16 protein-coding genes are annotated in these 23326 nt (G+C 57.2%); 3 read left to right on the forward strand and 13 right to left on the reverse strand.

Annotated elements, in window-relative coordinates; translation table 11 throughout:
* Positions 1-101: 101 nt before the first annotated feature.
* Complete coding sequence (locus OZX72_RS06235) at positions 102-908, forward strand: Fic family protein (protein WP_277157818.1); 807 nt, start codon at positions 102-104, stop codon at positions 906-908.
* A 170-nt stretch (positions 909-1078) separates the two neighbouring features.
* Here OZX72_RS06235 and miaA read toward each other — a convergent pair whose 3' ends face one another.
* Positions 1079-2086 carry a tRNA (adenosine(37)-N6)-dimethylallyltransferase MiaA gene (gene miaA, locus OZX72_RS06240; protein WP_277157819.1) on the reverse strand — a complete coding sequence of 336 codons (1008 nt, stop codon included), beginning with the start codon at positions 2084-2086 and terminating at the stop codon, positions 1079-1081.
* Between the two features lie 134 nt (positions 2087-2220).
* On the opposite strand from miaA, the gene OZX72_RS06245 reads away from it, so the two are divergent.
* Positions 2221-2985, forward strand: coding sequence for a GTP pyrophosphokinase family protein (locus tag OZX72_RS06245; RefSeq protein WP_277157820.1), 765 nt, complete (start codon positions 2221-2223; stop codon positions 2983-2985).
* Between the two features lie 193 nt (positions 2986-3178).
* Positions 3179-4186 (forward strand): Bax inhibitor-1/YccA family protein, encoded by a 1008-nt coding sequence (locus tag OZX72_RS06250; protein ID WP_277157821.1) that lies wholly within the window; start codon positions 3179-3181, stop codon positions 4184-4186.
* A gap of 147 nt (positions 4187-4333) precedes the next feature.
* Here OZX72_RS06250 and acnA read toward each other — a convergent pair whose 3' ends face one another.
* The 12 genes from acnA to OZX72_RS06310 all read right to left on the reverse strand — a co-directional run bounded on the left by acnA (position 4334) and on the right by OZX72_RS06310 (position 23262).
* The gene (acnA, locus tag OZX72_RS06255) at positions 4334-7054 is read right to left on the reverse strand and encodes an aconitate hydratase AcnA (RefSeq protein ID WP_277157822.1); all 2721 of its coding nucleotides are present in this window, start codon (positions 7052-7054) and stop codon (positions 4334-4336) included.
* 323 nt (positions 7055-7377) lie between these two features.
* A complete protein-coding gene (locus tag OZX72_RS06260; protein WP_277157823.1) occupies positions 7378-10062 on the reverse strand; it encodes an HAD-IC family P-type ATPase in 2685 nt (894 codons plus the stop codon).
* A gap of 173 nt (positions 10063-10235) precedes the next feature.
* Positions 10236-10811, reverse strand: coding sequence for a hypothetical protein (locus tag OZX72_RS06265; RefSeq protein WP_277157824.1), 576 nt, complete (start codon positions 10809-10811; stop codon positions 10236-10238).
* A gap of 14 nt (positions 10812-10825) precedes the next feature.
* Positions 10826-12124 (reverse strand): TRAM domain-containing protein, encoded by a 1299-nt coding sequence (locus tag OZX72_RS06270; protein ID WP_277157825.1) that lies wholly within the window; start codon positions 12122-12124, stop codon positions 10826-10828.
* Between the two features lie 139 nt (positions 12125-12263).
* Positions 12264-13061: a DUF3159 domain-containing protein gene (locus OZX72_RS06275; protein WP_277157826.1), complete on the reverse strand. Its 798-nt coding sequence runs from the start codon at positions 13059-13061 to the stop codon at positions 12264-12266.
* A gap of 216 nt (positions 13062-13277) precedes the next feature.
* Positions 13278-14213, reverse strand: coding sequence for a DUF3710 domain-containing protein (locus tag OZX72_RS06280; protein WP_277157827.1), 936 nt, complete (start codon positions 14211-14213; stop codon positions 13278-13280).
* Between the two features lie 225 nt (positions 14214-14438).
* Entirely contained in the window at positions 14439-15305 is an 867-nt protein-coding gene (locus OZX72_RS06285) for an exodeoxyribonuclease III (RefSeq protein ID WP_277157828.1), read from the reverse strand.
* A 175-nt stretch (positions 15306-15480) separates the two neighbouring features.
* A complete protein-coding gene (locus tag OZX72_RS06290; RefSeq protein ID WP_277157829.1) occupies positions 15481-17505 on the reverse strand; it encodes an ABC transporter ATP-binding protein in 2025 nt (674 codons plus the stop codon).
* A 17-nt stretch (positions 17506-17522) separates the two neighbouring features.
* Positions 17523-18500 carry an ABC transporter permease gene (locus OZX72_RS06295; protein WP_277157831.1) on the reverse strand — a complete coding sequence of 326 codons (978 nt, stop codon included), beginning with the start codon at positions 18498-18500 and terminating at the stop codon, positions 17523-17525.
* 17 nt (positions 18501-18517) lie between these two features.
* Complete coding sequence (locus OZX72_RS06300; protein WP_277157832.1) at positions 18518-19444, reverse strand: ABC transporter permease; 927 nt, start codon at positions 19442-19444, stop codon at positions 18518-18520.
* Positions 19445-19644: 200 nt separating this feature from the next.
* Entirely contained in the window at positions 19645-21282 is a 1638-nt protein-coding gene (locus tag OZX72_RS06305; protein WP_277157834.1) for an ABC transporter substrate-binding protein, read from the reverse strand.
* Between the two features lie 324 nt (positions 21283-21606).
* Positions 21607-23262, reverse strand: a complete 1656-nt coding sequence (locus OZX72_RS06310) for an ABC transporter substrate-binding protein (RefSeq protein WP_277157836.1) — start codon at positions 23260-23262, stop codon at positions 21607-21609.
* Positions 23263-23326: the final 64 nt, after the last annotated feature.

The following is a 23326-nucleotide window of genomic DNA, read 5'->3' on the forward strand; positions in this document are numbered from 1 at the left end:
ACTTATGATCATCCCTCGAAGTCCGTCCATTGCATTCGTTTTCCACAACGGCACGCAAGTCCAGGTATTTTCGCCTTTGGCCTTACGATGGAGATATGGTCATGACCCCTGCAGAACGTGCGAGCGCCATCGCATTCTCCTATAAAAATTGCGAGCTTTCGGCAATCGTGCCGAGCGATGCGATGGTGACGGCCGCGAACGGCTACCAGCGCGGTACCATTAATCTTTCGAATTTCGTCGAAACACCTGAACTAACCGCACGACGAAAGAGATGCAATGAATCTCAGCTACGTGACGACCGGATTTTCGCCCGTTCAGTGCGGCTAATCGATTACGGATGGCCGGCACGCGGCGGGCTCGAGGAACTGAAAACCATCCATCGCGGGCTGTTCGTTGGGGCGGTGGCCGGTGCGGGAAAGCTACGTGATGATGGCAATACCGCATGCCAGACCAATGGAAGAGCTACGAACCAATCAAACCGCAATGATGACTTACCAATCCGTCAACACCATCAACAGCAAAGTCCCTATTTCCCGTCCTCGCTTATCGAAACCGGGGCGGCCAATATCTTCTCGCAACTCGACGGGGGCAGCTGTTTTGCCGGGCTCGACCGTGCCGGTTTTATCCACGCTCTGGCAAGCATCTACGACGAGCTGAACGCACTGCATCCGTTTGCCTATGGCAACGGGATGGTGCTGCGCATGTTCATTTCGGAACTCACTCACGCGGTGGGCTGGGATCTGAACTGGGGCACGGTCACGTTCGAAAGCTACCGAAACGCAACCAACCTTGCGCTGTTCGAGCACGACATCTCGGAGTTGGAACGCATGTACGGCTCAATCACCAGACTCGCCAACCCGACGCGCATCTTCCTTATCTCCGGATGGGACCAGGGACCTGCACACTGAGCTGAGCACGTGTAACCAGTGCAAAAAGCACCTTTTAAGGCCCGTTTTGGTGCTTTTCGCACTGATTCAGGGCTTACTGCGGTGAAAAGCACGATTTTCGGCCGTTTTTGGTGCTTTTCTCACTGGTGCTGTGCAATAAGCACCATTTGGGGCCGTTTTTGGTGCTTTTCTCACTGGGTGGCGATGTCGCCCAGATGATGGGTAACATGACGCTCGTCAGCATGGGTGTCGGCCTCGTCGTAGTCGCCAGCATCGGCACAGGTGACGACGTCGAGCGCCTTATCCACCAAATCATCGTCGAGCGCATCGAGCCAGTGGATACGGGGGTCGCGGCCAAACCAACCCATCTGTTTGCGAGCCAGACGCTTCGTTTTCTGCGCGATGTCGGCGAATGCCTCGTCCTCGCTCATGTTTCCATCGAGATACGCCTCGATCTGCGCGTAACCCAGCGCACGCGAAGCGGTGACGCCGAGAAGCGGACGGATGTGGCGCACCTCGTCGACGAAACCCTGCTCACGCATTTGCGCGGTGCGGATATCGATACGCCGGTCGAGTTCCTCGCGCGGCAAATCAAGGCCGATCTGTACAGACGGGATGACGTAACGATAGCGCGGAAGGCTTGCAGAATAAGGCCTGCCGGTAATCTCGATGACCTCCAGCGCTCGTATGGTGCGGCGTGCGTTATGAGGGTCCATGCGCTCGGCGGCTTGTGGGTCCTTGCGTTTCAGTTCGTCGTAAAGCGCGCCCGCCCCTTCACTTTCAGCCCGCTGTTCAAGCTGCGAACGCACCGCGGAATCGGTGCCGGGAAACGAAATATCGTCGATAGCCGCGCGTGCATACAGGCCGGAACCACCAACCAAAATCGGCCGCACTCCCCCGCCCTGCAGGTCTGAAATTTCCTGACGTGCCAGTTTCTGGAACCTGGCGACCGTCATCGTTTCACCAGGATCAATGATGTCGAGCAGATGGTGCGGCACCGCAGCCTGCTCCTCGGCACTCGCCTTGGCCGTGCCGATATCCATATATCGATACATCTGGTAAGCGTCGGCATTGACGATTTCCGCATGCTGCCCGCGCCCGGCAAGCTGCTGCGCCAGTGCGATGCCCAAGCCCGTCTTGCCCGAAGCGGTAGGCCCAATAGTGGAAACGACACGTGCGTTGCTGCCATTCGTTTCCATATTTCCGCCTCCAGGTAATCGAACGTTCAACCTTTCATTCGCGATTCTAACGACGGGCATAACCTATGGTTTTTGTGTTGGTTTTTAAGGAAACGTCCAGTTTAGATAGACGGCTCTCGTTAAGATGGGAAGACGTGATACTTGATCGACACGAACGCATTAACACCGCAGAAATCCAGGCAAGGCTTGAAAAGGTGGCCGAAACCGGCAGCGTGGAGCCGGAAAAGCCGCCTTTCCCGGCCGAGGAAATCACTGAATTCATCGACATGATGCAGGTCTACGAAGGCGCGATGTACGAGATCAGCACCAAACTCGAGGTGCTCGACAGCGAGTTCCACGTCCACTTCGCTCACGACCCCATCCACCATATGGAACGAAGACTCAAATCCGTCAATTCGATTCTGGGCAAGCTGCAGCGCCGCGGCCTGCCGATGTGCACGAAATCGATTCGCGACAACCTTTTCGACGTGGCCGGCATCCGCGTAATCTGCAACTACCGCGACGATGTTTACTCCGTGGCCAACTATCTTTCCAGCCAGTCCGACATCCAGGTGCTGCGCGTCAAGGACTATATCAAGAACCCGAAGCAGAACGGTTATCGCAGCCTGCATGTCATCTATGCGGTGCCCGTTTTCCTCTCCACCGGCGAACATTACACGCCGGTCGAGGTGCAGTTCCGCACCATCGCCATGGATTATTGGGCCAGCCTCGAGCACGCCTTGCGCTACAAGTCCAACCTGCCGGATGCCAAACTCACCGAACATTCGCAGACGCTGCTCGACTGCGCACGCAGTCTGCAGAACATCGAGACGCAGATGCAGAACATCCACCGCGATATCAACGGCGCGCCCCAGCAGGAGGAGGCGCCGACCTCACAGGCCTTCGACCCGAAGAGATAGCGAAGACAACGAAATAATAAGGTCGCCAAAGCGCCGCTTTAGGCAATCATTTCGCCGGTTTCTATATATCAAGAAACCGGCGAAATGTTATTCCCTCATTCTTTATTGTTCACACTCAGCCAATTGCCAGAGTCTTCCGGTATTATTTAGTCATAACGAAAATTTCAATCGGAAATCGATAAAAGGAGCAGGCATGGCTTTCGGGAACAAGCCTGAAAATAACAACGCACAGCAGCCTTACGGACAGCCAGCGCCATACGGGCAGAACTACGGACAAAATTACGGCCAACCAAATGCGTACGAACAGAATTACGGCCAACCGCAATATAACCAGCAACCCCAGCCGCAGCGCCAGCCATACGGGCAGCCCTATAGTCAAAGTCAGGGCAACATGCAGTATGGCCAGCCTTACGCGCAACCGCAATATCAGCAACCTCAGTATGGGCAGCCGGCCTACGCTGGTGCAGGCGCAGGAACAGCCGCGCCGACGATGACGATGAACGGGCAGACCGCCTATTCCTTCGAGCACGCACGCCACGTCTCCACCACCAAGGCCTATGGCGAGATGACGCTGGGCCTGCTGCTCACCGCCGTTGTCGCCATCTTGACGCAGATGACCGGTGCGCTTGAAGGCTTCCTGATGACGACAGGCACCATCGGCTGGATCGGCTTGGCCGTGGTGCAGGTGGCCATTGCCATCGTGCTGGGCTGGCGCATCGACAAGATGAAGGTGAGCACCGCACACGTGCTGTTCTACCTTTATGCGGCGCTGACCGGCTTCACACTCGCGACCATTTTCTATACCTACAGCCTGCCGTCCATCGGCATCGCACTCGGGATGTGCGTCGCGTTCTTCTTCGTGCTCACCATGCTTTCGCTGACCACCAAGAAGGACATGCTCAAGGCCGGCCCGATTCTCTTTGTCGCGCTTCTGGTGCTGCTGATCGGCGAAGTCATCATGATGTTCCTTGCGCCTTCACAGACCACGCTGATGGTCACCGGCGCCATCGGTCTCGTCATCTTCGCAGGTCTGACGATGTATGACGCCCAGCAGACGCGCGCCATGTTCGACGTGGCCGAGCGTTCCGGCGACACCTTGATGTACAACCGCATCTCGATCATCTGCGCGCTGAACCTTTACCTCGACTTCATCAACATGTTCCTCTATCTGCTCCAGATTTTCGGCAACAGCGACAACTAAAGGAACAACACGGTTTCACAAAGTCGATAACACGGTTTTCAGATAACAAAAATCGGGAATGACGGAATTGATCCGCCGTTCCCGATTTTTTGTTATCTCGACGAGATTTCGTTTTTACGGAACACGTCGGTCAGGGCTCTATTATGTCTACTTCATCAGCTTGCGCAGGACATACTGGAGGATGCCACCGTTGCGGTAGTACTCGGCCTCGCCGGGGGTGTCGATGCGGACGGTGGCGTCGAACTCGATGGGCTTGGGTGCTGGTTTGCCGTCAGCCGCGGACTTCGTGGCGACGACGTGGACCGTCTCGGGGATGGTGCCGTTGTTGAGCACATCAATGCCTTGGAAATCATAGGTTTCCGTACCATCAAGATCCAACGACTCCGCCGATTGGCCTTCTGGGAACTGCAGGGGCAGCACACCCATGCCGATGAGGTTGGAGCGGTGGATGCGCTCGAAGCTCTTGGCAATGACAACCTTGACGCCGAGCATCAGCGTGCCTTTGGCAGCCCAGTCGCGCGAGGATCCGGTACCGTATTCGGCGCCGGCGAGCACGACCAAAGGCGTACCAGCCTTACGGTAATCGAGGGAAGCATCGAAAATCGTGGAGGGCTTACCAGTGACGAAATCATAGGTGAACCCGCCGGGGCGCACTTCCTCACCCACCGAGGCGAGCAGCTGGTTACGCAAACGGATGTTGCCGAACGTGCCACGAACCATCACCTCGTGATTGCCACGACGCGAACCGTAGGAATTGAAGTCCTTGGGCTCGATATCATGCTCCAGCAGATATTTGCCAGCGGGGCTCGAGGCGGGGAACGCGCCGGCCGGCGAAATGTGGTCGGTGGTCACTGAATCTCCAAGCAATGCCAGCACACGAGCACCATGCACATCCTCGACCGGCTGCGGTTTGGCACTCATGCCATCGAAGAAGATCTGCTTACGCACATACGTCGAATCCGGGTCCCAAGCGAAGCGCTCGCCCTTCGGCACGTCGAGGGACTTCCAGCGTTCGTCACCCTCAAAGACGTCGGCGTAGTCACGCACGAACATCTCGCGGTTGACGGACGACGAGACGACCTTATCAATCTCTTCATTGCTTGGCCAGATATCGCACAGGAAAATCTCACGGCCAGTTTTGGCATCCGTGCCGAGCGGCTGGGTTTCGAAGTCGAAATCGAGCGTGCCGGCGATGGCATAGGCGATGACCAGCGGCGGCGAGGCCAGATAGTTCATCTTGACGTCAGGGCTGATGCGCCCTTCGAAGTTACGGTTGCCGGAAAGCACCGAGACCACGGTCAAATCGTTGTCGTTGACGGCCTTGGAGATTTCGGGCAGCAACGGACCCGAGTTGCCGATGCAGGTGGTGCAGCCGAAACCGACCAGCTCGTAACCCAGCGCGTTCAGATCCTCCTGCAAGCCAGCTTTCTTGAGATAGTCGGCCACGACCTGCGAACCCGGGGCCAGCGAGGTCTTGACCCACGGCTTCGGCTTCAGACCATGCTCTCGGGCGGCACGGGCGAGCAACCCAGCGGCAATCATCACCGACGGGTTGGAGGTGTTGGTGCAGCTGGTGATGGAGGCGATGGCGACATCACCGTTCGTGATCTCGAAGTCACCACGGAAATCGGTATGCACCGGAACTGGATCCTGGTTGGTCTTCGGCGTCTCATAATCCGGCAACGTCTTTTCGAACGTTTCCTTGGCTTGGTCTAGCCGAATACGGTCCTGCGGGCGCTTCGGGCCGGCAATCGAGGGAACGACTGTGCCGAGATCAAGTGACATATATTCGGAATATTCCGGTTCGACATAATCGGGGTCGCTGGTGTCACCCCAGAGACGATTGGCCTTGGCATAGGCCTCGACCAGCGCGATCTGTTCCTCGCTGCGACCGGTGAGGCGCAGATAATCCAGCGTGACCTGATCGATGGGGAAGATGCCGCAGGTCGAACCGAATTCAGGGCTCATATTGCCGATGGTGGCACGGTTGGCCAGCGGCACCGAAGCGACGCCGTCACCGTAGAACTCAACGAATTTGCCGACCACGCCGTGCTCGCGCAGCATCTGGGTGATGGTGAGCACCACGTCGGTGGCGGTGACGCCTTCGGGAATGAAACCGGTCAGCCTGAAGCCGACCACGCGCGGAACGAGCATGGAGATGGGCTGGCCAAGCATGGCCGCCTCGGCTTCAATGCCGCCGACGCCCCAGCCGAGCACACCAAGTCCACCGACCATGGTGGTGTGCGAATCAGTGCCGACGCAGGAGTCGAGGTAGGCGAGGTCACGACCACGTTCCCCCGGTTTGCTCATAACGACCTTGGCAAGGTATTCGATATTGACCTGATGGATGATGCCAGTCCCCGGCGGTACGACACGGAAGTTCTTGAACGCCTGCTGGCCCCAGCGCAGAAAACGGTAGCGCTCGCCGTTACGTTGGTATTCGCGGTCCATGTTGCGGGCGACCGCATCGGAGACAGCGTAATTGTCGATCTGCACGGAGTGGTCGATGACCATGTCGGCCTCGACCTGCGGGTTGATGACCTCAGGATCGCCACCCAAATCCGCCACGGCGTCGCGCATGGTGGCGAGATCGACGATGCACGGCACGCCGGTGAAGTCCTGCATCAAGACGCGCGATGGCCCGAATTCAATCTCGTGGCTGGGTTCGGCGTTGGGGTCCCATTTGAGCAATTCGTTGACTTGGCCCTCAGTAACGTTGACGCCGTCGATGCGGCGCAGCAGGTTCTCGACCAAGACCTTCAACGAATACGGTAGGTGTTCAATGCCCGGCAGATCCGCGATTCGGTAATAATCGACAACCCTCTCCCCGACCCGCAATGTGTCCAGCTGCTCGTCCCGCAATGACATTGAAACCCTCCGAACGTTTTGACGATGTACCTATTTCATTATCGGTCAATCGAAAGTCGGAAACGTTAATAATGCCGCTCCCGCGTCGATTCCATAATAATTACAAGATAAAACGCTTGAAAAATCAACGAAAGCGGACAATTCACTATGTGAGACCACCAAACACAGGAATGCTCAGGAACACATATAGGTTATTAAAAATATTAAAAACTCACGAATTATCATTACAAAACAAAGCATACAGGTTCAACATTTTCGTTGCTGACAATAATCTTGAATCTGCATACTTGACCAAGCTATTGCAAAAACCGCAGGTCTACGGCCTACTTGTTCTTGTTCTTCTTGCGATTGATGATATTTGAGTAAAGCCGGCCGAAGAAATCGGCGATGGTCTGGATGCCAACGAAGATAACGATGGAAAGGGCCAGCACGATAATCGTGGCGACCAACGTCCAGCCGGTCGGAATGACCAGTTCGAAGAAGTTCGAGACAATCGGGATGAACATGCCAATCAAACCTGCCGCTGCGAACGCGGCCACCAACACGCCTCGCCACGATTTGAGCGGCTGGGCCACACGTGCCATCACCAGAATGCCGAGTACGAAGACGACGATGGCGCAGATATCACGCAGTTTCAAGAGGTCGCCCGGCTTGGAGAGGTTCCAGTTCATGAAGCCCGGCAACGTCCAGGCAGTCAGCAGAACGGAAAGCGCCACGGCTATGCCGCCCGGCAATGCGAAACGCACTACACGCCCCAGGAAGCCAGGAATATAGCGGCGGTTGTTCGGTGCAAGCGCAAGGATGAAGGCCGGGATGCCGATGGTCAACGCGCCGATATAGGTAATATGGCGTGGCAGGTACGGGAAGGGGATGAACGTGCAGACCACGCCGAGTGAAATCAGCGCGGAATAGACCGTTTTGACGAGGAAGAGCGACGAGACGCGCTCCATATTGGCCATCACCTGACGGCCGCGAGCCACAACACTAGGCAGGTGGGAGAACTTGGAATCGACCAGCACGACCTGCGCCACGGCCTTGGTGGCGGGCGCGGCATTGCCCATCGCAATGCCCAGATCGGCCTCTTTAAGCGCCAACGCATCATTGACACCGTCGCCGGTCATGGCCACGACGTGTTTGCTTTCATGCAGCGCGTCGACGATGGCCTTCTTCTGCTCGGGCAACACGCGGCCGAGCACGTCGACATTTTCCATGACCTTGGAAAGCTTCTTGACATCGCTGGGCAGTTCACGGGCATCCATCGCCACCGGCTCCCGATCTCCGGTCAGGCGAACGGTTCTGGCTATGGCACCGACGGTGGCCGGGCTGTCGCCGGAGATGATGCGGCAGCGCACGCCCTGCTCGCGGAACCATTCCAGCGTTTCCTCGGCGTCGTCACGGATATGCTCTTGGCACAGGACCAGCGCAACCGGCTGGGAAGCCGAAATCAAACGCGGGTCGTTCTCAAAATTCGTCGCGGCCTCGGGCGTCGTGCAAGCTCCGGCCGCACGGGCGATCAGCAGTACACGCATACCCTGGTTGGCGTACTTGGCCACCATATTTTTGGCAGCCGTGCTGTCGCCAACAAAGCCACTGAAGAGCATTTCCGGGGCACCCATATACCAGACGTCGCCGCCACGCACGATGGCACTCCACTTGCGGGCCGACGAGAACGGCACGCGGACATCGACGGCCTGGGCATGGACACCCTTGGCATTCAACGCCTTGAGTACCGCCTCCCCTGTGCCGTTGGGGTTTTCCTCGTTGGAAAGGTCGTAAAGAGCCTGCACCGCCGCGGCTTTCTCGTCATCGGTGGTACCGACGGTCACGCTGGCATGAACGGCGTTTTCACCGGAAGGAGCGTCCACGACGATATCGGCATCGGCGGCCGGACTTGCGCTATCTGCGTCACCGAGCATCACAACCTGGTTGAAGACGATACCGCCGTCGGTAATAGTGCCGGTTTTATCAAGATTCAGGGCATCCACGCGGGCGAGCGTTTCAACACTTTCCAGCTCCTGGACGAGCGTGTGCTGACGGGCCAAGCGCATCGCGGCAATCGCGAAGTTCAGCGAGGTCAACAGGACCAGTCCCTCGGGAATCATGCCGACCACGCCGGCCACGGCCGAGACGATGGCCGAACGCCACGCACCGGTCGAGAAGGCGACCTGCCAACCGCCGACGGTACGAATCTGCGAGGCAACGAGCAAAATGCAAAGCGGAATGACGATGACGGTCATCACCTTGAGGATGGTGTTGATGCCTTTGCTCAAGTCGGAAACGGTCTTCTTGTAGACTTTGGCTTTAGCCGTCAACTTCGCGGCGTAACCGTGCTCGCCCACCGCGTCCACGCGCACCAGGGCCATGCCAGAAGTCGCATTGGAGCCAGAATAGACCTCGGCCCCCTCGCCTTTTTTGACGGTGCGGGATTCGCCGGTGAGCATCGATTCGTCAAGTTCAAGCCCCCACGTATGCACGATAGTGGCGTCGGCAGGAACCTGTTCACCGCTGCGAAGCCAAAGCAAGTCGCCGAGCACGATGTCCTCGTGCTCGATTTCGACGTCTTGCCCGTTGCGACGTACCAGCGATTTCGAAGCTACCAGAATCGAGAGCTTGTCGAGCGTGTGCTTGGCCCGCATTTCGGTGAAGACGCCGATGCCGGAGTTGATGATGATGACCAGCCCGAAAACGGCGTCTTTCCACTGGCCGGTTAGGAGCACCAAGACCATGGCGACAAAAATAATGGCGTTGAAGAGCGTGAAGACGTTCTCGCGGATAATCTGCCCCAGTGAACGCGAGCTTTCGGTGTCAATCTTGTTGACGTTGCCCTGCTGCACCTGTTCGGCGACTTCAGCATCGGTGAGACCGACTTCAGAAATCTGGGGAAGACGGATTGCGGACGTGCCCTGCTGCCCGCCGTTGGCGTTGCTTTTGCCATTACCGTTGTTTTTCACGTTGTCACCAGCGTTCCCGCCATTGTCGCTTTGCTCGAACATTCCGGTTGCGCTCATTGATTGCCCCTTACCCGTGCCCGATCTCATAAGTCGGATCACGGTCACTGCCTTGATTTGTCACACTCACCCACCGCCATCTCAAATCCCGCAGGCGGTCTGTTCTGTGTTTCAGTATATGTTCCTGCACTCTATCGTGTTGGCCCCGTTCGCGGTGGGCCGCAGCCGCATATTTACGGTAACGTCACGCTCATTGTCTTGCTGTGCGGATTGTCATTGATTGCGGCTTGCACCGCTTGGTCAAACGGAACCGTACCTTTGCCTTCCACGGTTGGAACGATTCGCAACGATTCCGCATACAGATTCGCGTCGCTCGAAACTTTGCCTGCATTGACCAGTATCACCGGGATACCGGCGTCTCGAGCCGTTTGCAAAGCCTCGTTCCAGCCCCTCGCCTGTCTGCCTTGCATATTGAGACTATTGACTACGAAAGCATTGACAGGCCTGCGGGCCATATCCTTGAATGATTGAACCGGATCGAGCGTTGTGGTTCCGTCGGGCATGGGAGCATAGACAGCCTTGATATCGGCTTTGCTAAAGGCGTCAAGCACCGTACGGTCAAGGTCTTCGTCGCCGGTGGTGACGACACCGATCAGCAGGTCGGATTTGTCAACACTGTCGTGGTTGATGTGCCGGGAAGCAGAAGTGGTATCCCCTACCGCCGCGTTCTTCGGCGTGCAAGAAGCGAGTGCCGGTATGGCCGACAACGCAAGGCACACGCTCAGCACGATTGACAATCCCCGACGCATCGCTACGACCTACTTCATTCGCCGTTACGTACGAACAACGCCACCGTTTCGACGTGGTGGGTCATAGGATAAATATCGAAGGCCTGAATCGATTTCAGGGTGTAGCCGAGCTTGGTCAACGTGGCGGTGTCGCGCGCAAGGCTGGTCGGGTCGCAGGCGATGTAGACGATGGCGTGTGTTCCGGCTTCGGCGAGCTGGCGGCAGACCTGCGCCTTGGCTCCTGCGCGGGGCGGGTCGAGCACGACGACGTTGGGATTGGCCAGCTCTTCGGGCACACGGCGCAGGCAGTGCGAGACATCGCCTTGCATCACCGTGACATTGGCATCCTTAGCGATATGCAGGTTTCGAGCGGCGTTACGCACCGCCATACGTCCGCCTTCCACGGAAAGCATGTTCGTGTGGGCGAAGGTCTTGGCAAGCGGCACGGTGAAAAGGCCGGAACCGGAGAACAAATCCCAAAGCGTCGCAGACTGCACACCGGAAAGCTCCTGGCTGACCAAGCGCATGACATGTTTGACCAGTGTGGGCGGCGCCATGCGATGAACCTGCCAGAAGCCGTCGGCCTCGACGCCGTACTTGTAGCGTTTGCCATCCACGTCCACGACTTCTTTGAGCCGCTTCGTGCCGGCGTGCAGGTGGCCATCGACCGTGATGGCGAAATTGTCGCCAATGGCTTCAAGCAACGCCTTGTTCGACGCACGAGAAGTGTGGATATCGCGAGGCTCAGGCACGGCAACACGGATTTTGGCACCGGGCTCGAATTGCTCGTCCCAGAGTTTCTGGTCGCGTGCGACGGCAAGCAGCGCACGCGTGGCCAGCGGCATTGTGTCAATGCGTACGCGGGTGTGCGAGGCACGGCGGCGCATCGAAACGCGACCTTCCTCGTCGGCGATCAGCTCAATGCGGGTGCGCCAGTGCAGGCCTTTTTCATCGACATCACCGTCCATACGGGCTACCGGCACATCGTCGATATCGAGATGACCCATACGGCGCATCTGGTCGGTGATGACCGCGGACTTCCACTTAAGCTGGCCCGGCAGCGAAACGTGGACCAGATCGGCGCCGCCGACTCCTCCACCTTGCGCCAACGGCCCGGCCAAAGGCCAGAGCGGTTCAACTCGATCTTCTGAGGGCTCGACGACGTCAACGACCTCGCCCGTCCAGAAGCGGTCGTCGCGATTGTGCGGTTCGTCCAGTTCGATGGTGTCCAGTTCGCCGGGCAACGCGAACCGCACGAAGACCACCCGCCCATCGATGTGGGCGACGCAGCGCCCTTGGTCGGCGTAACGCTCGATACGTACTGTGGCTTGCATACTGACCTCTGCTTCTAACATTCATTTGGACGCGGCGGATACCTATAATCCCGCGTTTGATTATTCATTTCGTAAGACATATTGCTGACGATATTCATTGATACCGGAATGCACATATCCCCGTAACCGGATTATCAGTCTATCGTTGACCCTTGTCCGTGGCTTTAGCCGCCTTCACGCCGTCTTCGACGGCATCACCATTGCCAATACCAGAGCCGTCGCCATTTTCGACTTTGTTATCCTCAACGTCTTCCGGCTTAAATTTGGGATGATGCCTCATCGGGTCGGCAATCAGCAGATACGAAACCCAAATCGCCAACGCCCAGAACGGCAGTCCCATCAAGAGCCGCGTCGTTCCCAGCCAAGTGACGTGGTTAGTGAGGTAGAGCGGCACCTGCACCACCAGCCGCAGCGCGAACACGCCAATCCACATGGCCGTGACGATGTCGTAGGCGCGCATGAGCTTCCGGTCGCCACGCCAATCGGCAAGCCAAGCTCGGAAATGCTCGGTAGGCAGCGAACGGATGAACTCAACCAGAAAACCGACTCCTGGCACGCGGATGGCCAGGGTAATGGCAAGGACGACGATATAAATGCTGTTGGTAAGGAACCCGTACATGTAATAGTTTCGGGCCTCGTGGGTGTTCCACGCCCAGATCAGGCAGATGGCGATGGAAATCAGCCCGGCCAGCGCGCCGAGCACGGTCTGGCGTTGGAAAAGCCGCACCACAACCAGCAGCACGGCCAACACTGCCGAAACGATAATCGTCAGCTTGAGGTCAGAGGTGATGACGAACATGACCACGAACACGAAACCGGGCAGCATGGATTCGACGACGCCGCGAATGCCGCCGATGGCGTCAATAACGGAAAAATCCTCGCCGTTGCCCGCCGCAGCCAACGCTGCGAATCCCTGACGTTTCTTCGTTTCTGCCATAATCTCTATTCGTTTCGTTGTCAGTTCTATTGACTCTTGCTATCGTTCTATCGCAATATCGACCGATATTCACAATTACTGGCGCCAACATCGTTGGCATTAAAATTGCGAGAGAACTACGTTCCGATATTCTCTATTTTTTCGTCTCGTTGATGCCCGTACATAATTCGCCGGCCCGCCCGCAAAGGCAAACCGGCGAATCGTGTGTGCGATAAATCAACGCAGTTCCGAGAACATCGGGCCACGCGAAATGGTCGTCTGCACCTCAGTCTGCTGGTCGGCGACGAACGGGCCCTTGATACGCTTGGGAATCTTGTGGCCCTTGCCGTCTTTGTCGGCCTCGGCGGCGGCTTCGTCGGCCTTGCGACGTTCCTCGGGAGAAACCGGGGCATGCATCGGAATGACGTCGCGCGGCGCGAGCGGTTCCTCACCACGGTCGACCACGATATCGGAGAAGAACTGGTTCAGCGCTTTGGTCTCGGGGCTTTCCGGATGGGTAGCGGCGCGACCGGAGAAGATTCCGCGCAGCATCCAACGCGGGCCATCCACGCCGACGATACGGGTGATGAGCTTCTTGCCACCCTTGACGACAACCGGCAGCTTGATTTCGGTGCCGAAAATGCCGGGCTCCTCACTGGCTTTGGGATTGGCGGCGAGCAGGTCCTCCCGCACCCCATCCCAGAGGCTCAGGGTCTTCGGAGCCGCAAGCGCTTCGATTTCGAGGCTGGAGGTCTTGTAGGAAATGGTGCAGCCGAGCACCTGGCCACTGGCACGGTTCGCCTTCACGCGAAGTTCGATGCCTGGCATGAAAGGCAAGTAGTAGGCGCCCATATCGAGGTACTCGTCGTAATTCGGCGCCTCCTCCTCTTCAATGTCCCACGGCCCGTAGAGGTCGCCGCGGTCCGGGTAGGCCTCGCTCGGCTCGTCGGGAACCTTGTGCTCATCGGCGTCTTCATCCTCGTTGGAATCTGTTTCCGTATCCTTGGATTCTGCACTTTCACTATCTTTGGCGGCGTCTTTGTCAGCATCGGTGCCGTTATCCTCGGCCTCTGCAGCCGAATCCTCGTCTTTCGTCTCGGCCTCTTTCGCCTTGACTTCGGCCTCGTCATCGTCTTTGTTGTGCTTCTTTTTGCCGAATCCGAACAATCCCATAGTTCCTCGTTTCAAAACCTAAAATGATGATTCAAGACTATCACCGGGCTATGTCCCGGCATGGCTCCCACTTTTTGAAGTGTTTTAAAAAATGGGAGCCAAACGAACATTCGTTTTTTCGCCGTTGAGCTCGTAACTCCAGTAATGGCAACGATTGTGCAGATATGCCCGTAGCAAAATGTTCACTTCGGCTCTCATTTTTTAAACGTCCGAAAAAATGTGAGCCTAGATGTCGTAGACCACACTCAGCGGCGCGTGATCGGACCAACGGGTGTCGTAGGAGGGCGCACGGTCGATGTCGAACGAGACGGCTTTTTGCGCCAGTCCGCGCGTGGCCAGCTGGTAATCGATCCTCCAGCCGACGTTGTTGTCGAAGGCACGTCCACGCTGGCTCCACCAGGTGTACGGGCCCTGCACGTCGCCGGCCAGATTACGCATCACGTCGACGAAATCATACTGTGCTGGGTCGAGCCACTTGTCAACGTAGGCGCGCTCTTCGGGCAGGAAGCCAGAATGCTTCTCGTTGGCCTTGGCGTTCTTGATGTCCAGCGGGGTGTGGGCGATGTTCATATCGCCGCAGAGCAGCGCCTGACGCCCGCCCTTTTCGGCCTCGTCGCGCAACTGGCCCATGCGCTGAAGCATGCGGTCGAGGAAGCGATATTTCTGGGTCATTTTGTTGGGGTCATCGGTATTGCCGGCGTGTACGTAAACGCTGGCAACAGTCAGTTTCATGCCTTCCGGCGTGGTGACGTCAGCCTCGATCCAACGTCCGGAATCCACATCGTCGCTCAAGTCCATCAAGCCGTAACGCTGTTCCTCGATCTTAAGGTCCGAAAGTAGCCCGACACCAGCACGTCCCTTGATACGGCAGACCTCGTCCATCCGCCCCAGCTCGTCGGCTCCGCTCACTTTGCCGGCCTTTTCGTACCCTTTGGCCATGGCGTCGAAAATCGGGTCGATCTCTTCCTGCGGGGCTCGCACCTCCTGCATGCACCAGATATCGGGGGTATTGGCCTCGGCCCAGTCGAGGACGCCTTTGCGCTTGGCCGCGCGGATGCCGTTGAGATTCGAAGTAGTCACTGTTATGCTCATGGTCCCGACGATACACGCTTGCGTGGTCGCGACGGGCACAACTTTACGTTCGTTTGCAGAATATGAAAATCCCGCCACACGAAGTGACGGGATTAATTGAACCTTTAGCCAAATACGTTATAACTTATCGACTGGTCTGAAGCTCGCTATATCTATGTCTCACCGACTCGCAAACTCAGTCCAAACCAAGCTTCAGATGGCCGCCTGGAATCGCGTCAAGCAGATCCTTGGTGTATTGCTTCTGAGGATGCTCGAAGACCTCATCGGTGGTGGCGTGCTCGACGAGCTTGCCCTTCTGCATCACCACGACCTCGTCAGCGATCTGACGAACAACGGCCAAATCGTGGGTGATAAAGAGGTAGCTCAATCCACGCTCAGCCTGCAAGTCATTGAGAAGCCTCAGCACCTGATCCTGCACCAGCACGTCCAAAGCGGAAACGGCTTCATCGCAGACGATGACATCGGGATTCAACGCCATGGCGCGAGCGACGGCGATGCGCTGACGCTGGCCGCCGGAAAGCTCGTTCGGGTAGCGCTGCATCACCGACTGTGGCATCTTCACGAGGTCAAGCAGTTCGCGCACGCGCTTCTCACGGCTCTTCTTGTCACCAATCTTGTGGATGCGCAGCGGCTCCTCGATGGAGCGGTAAATCGAATACATCGGATCAAGTGAGCCGTACGGGTTCTGGAAAACCGGCTGCACATGCCTGCGGAAGTCCAGAAGCGATTTGCCTTCGAACTCGCTGATGTCCTTGCCTTCATAGGTCACCGTGCCACTAGTAGGCTTCAAAAGCTTCAGCACCATGTTGGCCACAGTGGATTTGCCCGAACCGGATTCGCCGACAATCGCGAGCGTGGTGCCGCGCTTGACCGAGAACGACACGTCGTCGACGGCCTTGAACATTTCCTTCTTGCGCGGAAGCTTGAATTCCTTGGTCAAGTGGCTCACCGTGATGATGTGCTCGCTTTTCTCAAGCGTTTCCTCACCCTTGACATGATGCTCCATCAGGGAATCGGCGTTTTCGCCGTGCTCCTTGGCGGAGATGATGCGCTGTGAAGCCAGCGACGGCGCGGCAGCCACCAGACGCTTGGTGTAAGGATGTTGCGGATGCTGGAGCACCTCAAGCGACGGACCGGATTCGACGACCTGGCCCTTGTACATCACGACGATGTGCTGGGCGCGTTCGGCGGCCAGCCCCAAGTCGTGGGTGATGAAGAGCACTGCTGTGCCAAGTTCGTCGGTCAGGGTGTGCAGATGGTCGAGAATCCTCTTCTGCACGGTGACGTCGAGGGCGCTGGTGGGTTCATCGGCGATCAGCAGATCAGGCCGGCAGGCCAGGCCGATGGCGATGAGCGCGCGCTGCAGCATGCCGCCGGAGAATTCGTGCGGATACTGGCGGGCACGGGTCGCTGCGTCGGGCAATCCGGCCTCTTGAAGAAGGCCTGCGATGCGGTCGGTCATAGTGCTGCCGAGCACGTACTGCTTGGCGATTCCCCAGGCCTTGTCGTCACTCACGCCTGCCTTGATCAGGTCATCGGCCACGCGCCAGCGGGTTTCCGAACCGGGAACCCATTCGGCGGTGAAATAGTCCATTTTCTTTTTGGATTTTTCACCGCTTACGCCGGCCTCAGCAAGTGCGGCTTGCGCGGCCTTAAGCAGGTCGGGAAGTTCCCTGGAGCCGATGAAGGTCTCGTCGTCCTCACTTTTCACCGCGACTTCACCGCCGGCCAACGCCTTGGCCAGCTTCGAGCGTTTCTCATGCGAGATGTCCATGTGGTTGGCCTTCAAAGCCTCTTCCACTTGGGTGCCAATGCGCCAGACAGGGTTCAGGTTGCTCATCGGGTCCTGCGGGACCAAGCCCATCTTGTCGCCGAGAATCTGCTCATACTGCTTGCGCGTATAGTGCGAGATCTCCTCGCCTTCTAGCTTGATGGAGCCGCCTACCACGTGACCGGTGCCAGGAAGAAGACCCAGAACGGCCATGGCCGAAGTGGACTTGCCCGAACCGGATTCGCCTACGATTGCCACCCACTGGCCTGGGTAAACGTTGAAGGAAGCGTCGCGCACCGCATGCACCGCACGCTTGTCGCCGGTGGTGAAGTCGACCTTGAGGTCCTTGACCTCGAGAATCGGCCCCTGCTCCTTCTGCATTTCGAAGAGTTTGTCGTTCTTTTCGTTTTCGCTATTCATTTCGCTCATCGTGTTTTCCTCCGCACTCACGCCGTACGGCTCTTGGGGTCAAGCGCATCCTTGACGGCATCGCCCATCATGATGAAGGCGAGCACCGTAATGGCCAGCGCGGCCGACGGATAGAAGAGAACCGAGGGATCGGTGCGCAGGATGGTCTGCGCGTTGGAAATATCGCCGCCCCAACTCACGGTGGTGCTCGGCAAGCCGATACCAAGGAAGCTCAGCGTCGCTTCGGAAACGATGTAGGTGCCAAGCGAGGTGGTGGTCACCACGATGATCGAAGCCATCGAGTTGGGCAGGATATGCCGCATCAGATTGCGCCACGGCGTGGAGCCGAGCGCGGTGGAAGCCGTGTTGAACTCAAGGTTCTTGGTTTCCATCACTGCACCTCGCGATATTCGCGCGGTTTGCGTCCAGCCGAACAGCGTCAACACCAGCACAATCTTCCATACCGACCCGGAGGTGCGGAACATCTGCAGCACCACAATAGCGCCGAGCAGCAGAGGGATGGCCATGAAGATGTCAGTGAAACGGCTCAGGACCGCGTCGATCCAACCACCGAAGAAGCCGGCGAGGGCGCCGATCAGCGAGCCAACGACCATGACCAAAAGCGTGGTCAGGATGCCAACACTCAGCGAGGTGCGGGTGCCGTAGACGGTGCGGGTGAAGACGTCGCAACCCTGAGTGTCATAGCCGAAGGGATGACCGGGGCTGCTTTTGTCGAGGGAATGTTCCAGCTGGCAGAAGTTGGGATTCTGGCGGGTGAAGACGCCCGGGAACAGCGCCACGAAGATGACGCAGAGAATCAATATCGCCGCCACGATGAACAGCGGGTTCTTGCGAAGCGTCCTCCACGCGTCGGCCCACATGCTGGTGGCAGGTGCGGATTCGTCAACCGAATCGACATCCTGCAGTTTCACTGCGTCCGCCGGGGCTACATAACGTTCCTGCCCAGGAAGCACACGGGAATTGGCCATAGTAGTTTCTGTATTCTTGTCGCTCATTTGGTCTCCTCCCTTACTCACGCGTACCTGATACGCGGGTCAAGCGCCGCGTAAAGCATATCGACAATCAAGTTGCATACCACGAATATCAAGGTCAGCAGCGTGACGATGGAAACCACCATGTTGCTTTCGCCTTTGAGGATGCTCTGATAGGTCAGGAACCCGATGCCGTGCACGTTGAAGATCGTCTCGGAAATCATCGCGCCGCTCATCAACGCGCCGAGGTCCTGGCCGAGATAGGTAACCACGGGGATCAGCGAATTACGCAGCACGTGGCGCACGATGACGGACCGGTTGCTCATGCCCTTGGCGCGTGCGGTACGCACGTAATCCTCGGCGATGTTCGAGGATACTTCGGAACGCGTGAGCCTGATGATATAGGCCATCGAAACGGAACCGAGCACCACAGCCGGCATCAGCAAATCAAGGAAACCGGGGTCATTGCCAGCGGTGACCGGCAGCAAACGCCATTTGACACCGAGGAAATACTGTGCCAGGAAGCCGGTGACGAAGGTCGGCACGGAAATCAGGAGCAGGGAGACGATAAGGATGACGGAATCGTACCACTTCCCCTTTTTCAGACCGGAAATGATACCGAAGACCACACCGAAAACGGCTTCGAAAACGAACGCCATCAACGCCAGCTTGATCGTGACCGGGAAGGCCCGGCCGATCTCGCTGATAACCGGCTGACCGGCGAACGTGTTGCCGAAATTGAGTGTCAGCGCGTTCTTCAGGAACAGCAGGTACTGGATGATGAATGGCTTGTCAAGGTTATATTCCGCGCGAATCTGGGCTGCGACCGCAGCATTGACTGGTTTGTCGCCGAACATCGCCTTCACCGGGTCGCCGGGAAGCGCGAAAACAAGGGCGTAGACCAACAATGTTGTGCCGAGAACCACGGGGATCATCTGCAGGATACGGCGCAGAAGATACTTGCCCATCGGTTAACTCCTTATTTTCCTAAGCCGAGGATTTGCCAAATAGCTTAAAAGCACTGATAACCCTTTCGGCTTTTAGACATATGTCTGTAAGTGTAGCGCAGGCACAAGTCAAGGATGTTTAAAAAATGTGAAGGTGATGTCGTTGCGAGATCACCTTCACAAGAATTTTCCCCTTATTTCAAGGCGAAACAGACTGATGATTATTTATGCAATTGGCTGTATACCGGCATATTTTCCCAATCGGCCACCAGACCCTTCAGACTCTTTGAAGCCACGCCGTGAGCATTATCATAATACATGGGAATCGCCGGAAGGTCATTCAGAAGGATTTCCTGCGACTGGCTGTAGATGGCGTTGGCCGCGTCGGTGGAAGGCGCCGCGTAGGCTTGGTCCATCAGCGCATCGAATTTCTGGTTGCTGTAGTCCCCGTCGTTGGAACCGTTGCCGTGGGCCGCGGCGGAATCATATTCCTGGAACAGGTAGTTCTCGGCCGAAGGATAATCAGGCTGCCAGCCGGAACGGAAGCCGCCTTTGATGCTGCGCTTGTCGACGGCGTTGCGGAATTCCTGGAAGGTCGGCATAGGGTCGGCGGAGGCGTCGATACCCAGGGTGTTCTTGATGGAATTGATCATGGCGTCGTAAATGGCCTTGTAGCCACCGTCGGTGTTGTAGGAGATCGTGAATTTGTCGTTGTCCTTGGAGATGGCATCGGCCTTGGCCCAAAGCTCCTTGGCCTGGGCTGCGTTGTAGACGAGGTTGTCTTTGCCCTTAAGATCCTTGGAGAATCCTGGGGTCTTGGGCGAGGTGAAATCGACCGGCTGGGTGCCCGTGCCGTTGAGTACCTTCTTGATGATCCCCTTTCGATCGATGGCCTTGGAAATGGCCTGACGTCGCAGTGTACCTTCCTCGGTGCCCGAAACGAAATGCGGCAGGTTCGAAGGAATGGTGAACATCTGAATCACCGAACCGGGCTGGTTGTAGGCCTGCAGGTTCGCATCGGTCTGGAAGTTCTTGGCATCGGCCGTGGGCACGGTGTCGAGTACATCGAGGTTGCCTCCCTGCACATCGGCGTAAGCGGAGTCCACCTTGGTGTAAATCTTGAATGTGACGCCGTCGTTCTTCGGCTTCACGTTGCCCTTGTAGAGATTGTTGCGCACCAGTCGGATTTCGGTGTTATGGTTCCAGCTTTCCAGCTTGTACGGGCCGTTGCCCACAGGGGCGTTGCCGAACGCCTTGGGATCCTTATAAAAGCTCTCCGGCAGCGGCGCGAAGGCGAGGTAGCCGACCTTGATGGGGAACGTCGCGTCCGGCTTCGACATCGTGACGGTGAAGGTCGTATCGTCGACGTCCTTGAGACCGGCGAGCTGCTCGTCGCCCTTGAGTCTGCCGGCCTTCTGCAGGTCGTCATAGCCCTGGATGGTGGAGAAGAAGGACGAGCACTTTTGCGCGTTCTTCACATTGGCCACGTAGCTCCACGCCTTCGTGAAGGACTTCGAGGTCACCGGCGTGCCGTCGCTGAACTTCCAACCCGGCTTGAGCTTGACGGTATATTGCGTCGAGTTCGCGTTGCCTTCGATTGATTGGGCCACCTCGTTGGAGGCCTTGCCCTTGGCATCGAAGGAGACCAACCCCGCAAAAATCAGAGAATCCGGGCGGTTGCCGCCGGATTCGTTGGTGTTACCTGGTATCAGCGGGTTCTGCGGCTCCGTGTCGAATGCCGTGATGACGCTTTTCGAGTCCTTTTGCCCGGAATCGCTTCCGCCGTTCGAGCCACAACCGGCGAGCAGCATACCCATGGAACACAGCACGGCGGAAACCGCCAACAGTCTTCTCTTCATCCCTCTGTCCTTCTGCAATCTGCTATCGTTACGTCCGGATATCAACAATCCAGACGGAAATTGTTACGTCTGCGATAAGTTCAGCCGTAAACTGTCATTGAAGCGCATTCATGTTACGAAAGTACAAAAACGAACACTATACGGACACCAAAAGCCGACAACGAAAAGCGTAACGCCAAGATTCCGCCCCGGCCGGTATGAAATGCGGAAACGTGAATAACCATATGAAAAAGGGAGCGCATGTACGAACACGCGCTCCCTGCAATCATCGAACTTTCCACCCGGGCTCAACAACACTGGCCGGGAGGAACGTTCAGCGATGCATCACTTGTGCATCTGGATGAAGGTCGGGTAGGACTGCCAATCGATGGCGAAGCCCTTGACGCCCTTGGCGGCCACACCGTCATTCGCCATGTAATAGAGCGGGATGGCGGGCAGGTCGTTCAGAAGCACTTCCTGAGCCTGCTGATAGTACTTGTTCGCCTCGTCGACGGACTTGGCAGCATAGGCCTTGTCGGTCAGCTCGTCGAACTTCGGGTTGCTGTAATCGCCGTCGTTGGAGCCATTGCCATGGCCTGCGGAAGTCGAGAAGTTCTGGACCAGATAGTTCTCGGCCGACGGATAATCAGGCATCCAGCCGGAACGGAAGCCGCCCTTGACCTTGCGGTTCGAGATGGCGTCGCGGAATTCCTGGAAAGTAGGCAGAGGATCCGTTGCGGTGACTCCGGAACCAAGGGTGTTGTTGATGGAGTTGACCATCGCATCGAAGACGGGCTTGGAAGTGCCGTCGGAGTTGTAGGCGAGCTTCAGCGTATCGGTGTCCTTGGAAATGGCATTGGCCTTGGTCCACAGTTCCTTGGCCTTCTTCGGGTTGTACTTGAGGTTCTCGTTGCCTTTGAGCGTTGCGGAATAGCCCGGGATCACCGGGGCGGTGAACTCATGGGCGGGCTCGCCGGTGCCGTTGAGCACCTTCTTGACGATGGTGTTGCGATCGATGGACATGGAGATGGCCTGACGACGCAGCGTGCCTTCTTCAGTGCCTGCCTGGAAATGAGGCAGGTCGGAAGGAATGGTGAACTGCTGGATTGAGGAACCCGGCTTGTTGTAGGCCTGCACGCTGGAATCCGTCTGGAAGCTCTTGGTGTCCTCTGGAGGGATGGCGTTCATGCCGTCAAGGTTTCCGGCCTGAATATCGGCATAGGCAGCACTGGACTTGGTGTAGATCTTGAAATCAACGCCATCGTTCTGCGGCTTGTCTTCACCCTTGTAATAGGGGTTCTTGACGATCTTGATGTCGGTGTTGTGATTCCAGGAATCGAACTTGTATGGACCGTTGCCGACGGGCTTGTTGCCGAAGGCCTTCGGATCCTTGAAGAAGGAATCAGGAAGCGGCGCGAAACCGGAATAACCGACCTTGACCGGGAAGGTGGCGTCCGGGGAATCCAGATCTACGGTGAAGGTGGTGTCATTGACGACCTTCAGACCGGAAAGCTGTTCGTCACCCTTGAGCGAATCGGCCTTCTGAAGATCCTTGTAACCCTTGATGGTGGAGAAGAAGGAAGAGCACTTCTGAGCATTCTTCACGTTGGCGACATAGCTCCAGGCCTTGGTGAAGTTTTCGGCCTTGACCGGGGTGCCATCGCTGAACTTCAGACCCGGCTTCAGCGTGATCGTATATTGTGTGCCGTCAGCATTCGGCTTGATGGACTGCGCTTCGTCGTTGACGGGGTTGCCTTTGGCATCGAAACGAACCAGCTGCGAGAAGAGGCCACGCAAGACCATGCCGCCGCCGGTTTCGTTGGTATTGCCCGGAACGAGAGGGTTCTGAGGTTCTGTGTTGAAGATGGAAATGATATCTTTGTCACCCTTGGACGCTGAGCTCGAGGAAGAGCTCGAGCCGGAGCCGGAGCCACCGCAAGCGCTCAGGAGCATGGCCGCCGAGCAGACTACAGCTGCGAGGGCCAGACCTTTCTTCTTCATAAGATTTCTCCTATCTTTTGTCTTATTGCGCGGAAAACCACGTATCAAACAAAAAAGGTCGACA

Source organism: Bifidobacterium sp. ESL0769, from assembly GCF_029395495.1.
In the GTDB taxonomy this organism is placed as follows: Bacteria; Actinomycetota; Actinomycetes; order Actinomycetales; family Bifidobacteriaceae; genus Bifidobacterium.

Bases quoted from the DNA above. Each gene is read 5' to 3' on its own strand.
- OZX72_RS06235 (WP_277157818.1), top strand. From the start codon at position 102: ATGACCCCTGCAGAACGTGCGAGCGCCATCGCATTCTCCTATAAAAAT.
- miaA (WP_277157819.1), bottom strand. From the start codon at position 2,086: ATGGAAACGAATGGCAGCAACGCACGTGTCGTTTCCACTATTGGGCCT.
- OZX72_RS06250 (WP_277157821.1), top strand. From the start codon at position 3,179: ATGGCTTTCGGGAACAAGCCTGAAAATAACAACGCACAGCAGCCTTAC.
- acnA (WP_277157822.1), bottom strand. From the start codon at position 7,054: ATGTCATTGCGGGACGAGCAGCTGGACACATTGCGGGTCGGGGAGAGG.
- OZX72_RS06260 (WP_277157823.1), bottom strand. From the start codon at position 10,062: ATGAGCGCAACCGGAATGTTCGAGCAAAGCGACAATGGCGGGAACGCT.
- OZX72_RS06265 (WP_277157824.1), bottom strand. From the start codon at position 10,811: ATGCGTCGGGGATTGTCAATCGTGCTGAGCGTGTGCCTTGCGTTGTCG.
- OZX72_RS06270 (WP_277157825.1), bottom strand. From the start codon at position 12,124: ATGCAAGCCACAGTACGTATCGAGCGTTACGCCGACCAAGGGCGCTGC.
- OZX72_RS06275 (WP_277157826.1), bottom strand. From the start codon at position 13,061: ATGGCAGAAACGAAGAAACGTCAGGGATTCGCAGCGTTGGCTGCGGCG.
- OZX72_RS06280 (WP_277157827.1), bottom strand. From the start codon at position 14,213: ATGGGATTGTTCGGATTCGGCAAAAAGAAGCACAACAAAGACGATGAC.
- OZX72_RS06285 (WP_277157828.1), bottom strand. From the start codon at position 15,305: ATGAGCATAACAGTGACTACTTCGAATCTCAACGGCATCCGCGCGGCC.
- OZX72_RS06290 (WP_277157829.1), bottom strand. From the start codon at position 17,505: ATGAGCGAAATGAATAGCGAAAACGAAAAGAACGACAAACTCTTCGAA.
- OZX72_RS06295 (WP_277157831.1), bottom strand. From the start codon at position 18,500: ATGAGCGACAAGAATACAGAAACTACTATGGCCAATTCCCGTGTGCTT.
- OZX72_RS06300 (WP_277157832.1), bottom strand. From the start codon at position 19,444: ATGGGCAAGTATCTTCTGCGCCGTATCCTGCAGATGATCCCCGTGGTT.
- OZX72_RS06305 (WP_277157834.1), bottom strand. From the start codon at position 21,282: ATGAAGAGAAGACTGTTGGCGGTTTCCGCCGTGCTGTGTTCCATGGGT.
- OZX72_RS06310 (WP_277157836.1), bottom strand. From the start codon at position 23,262: ATGAAGAAGAAAGGTCTGGCCCTCGCAGCTGTAGTCTGCTCGGCGGCC.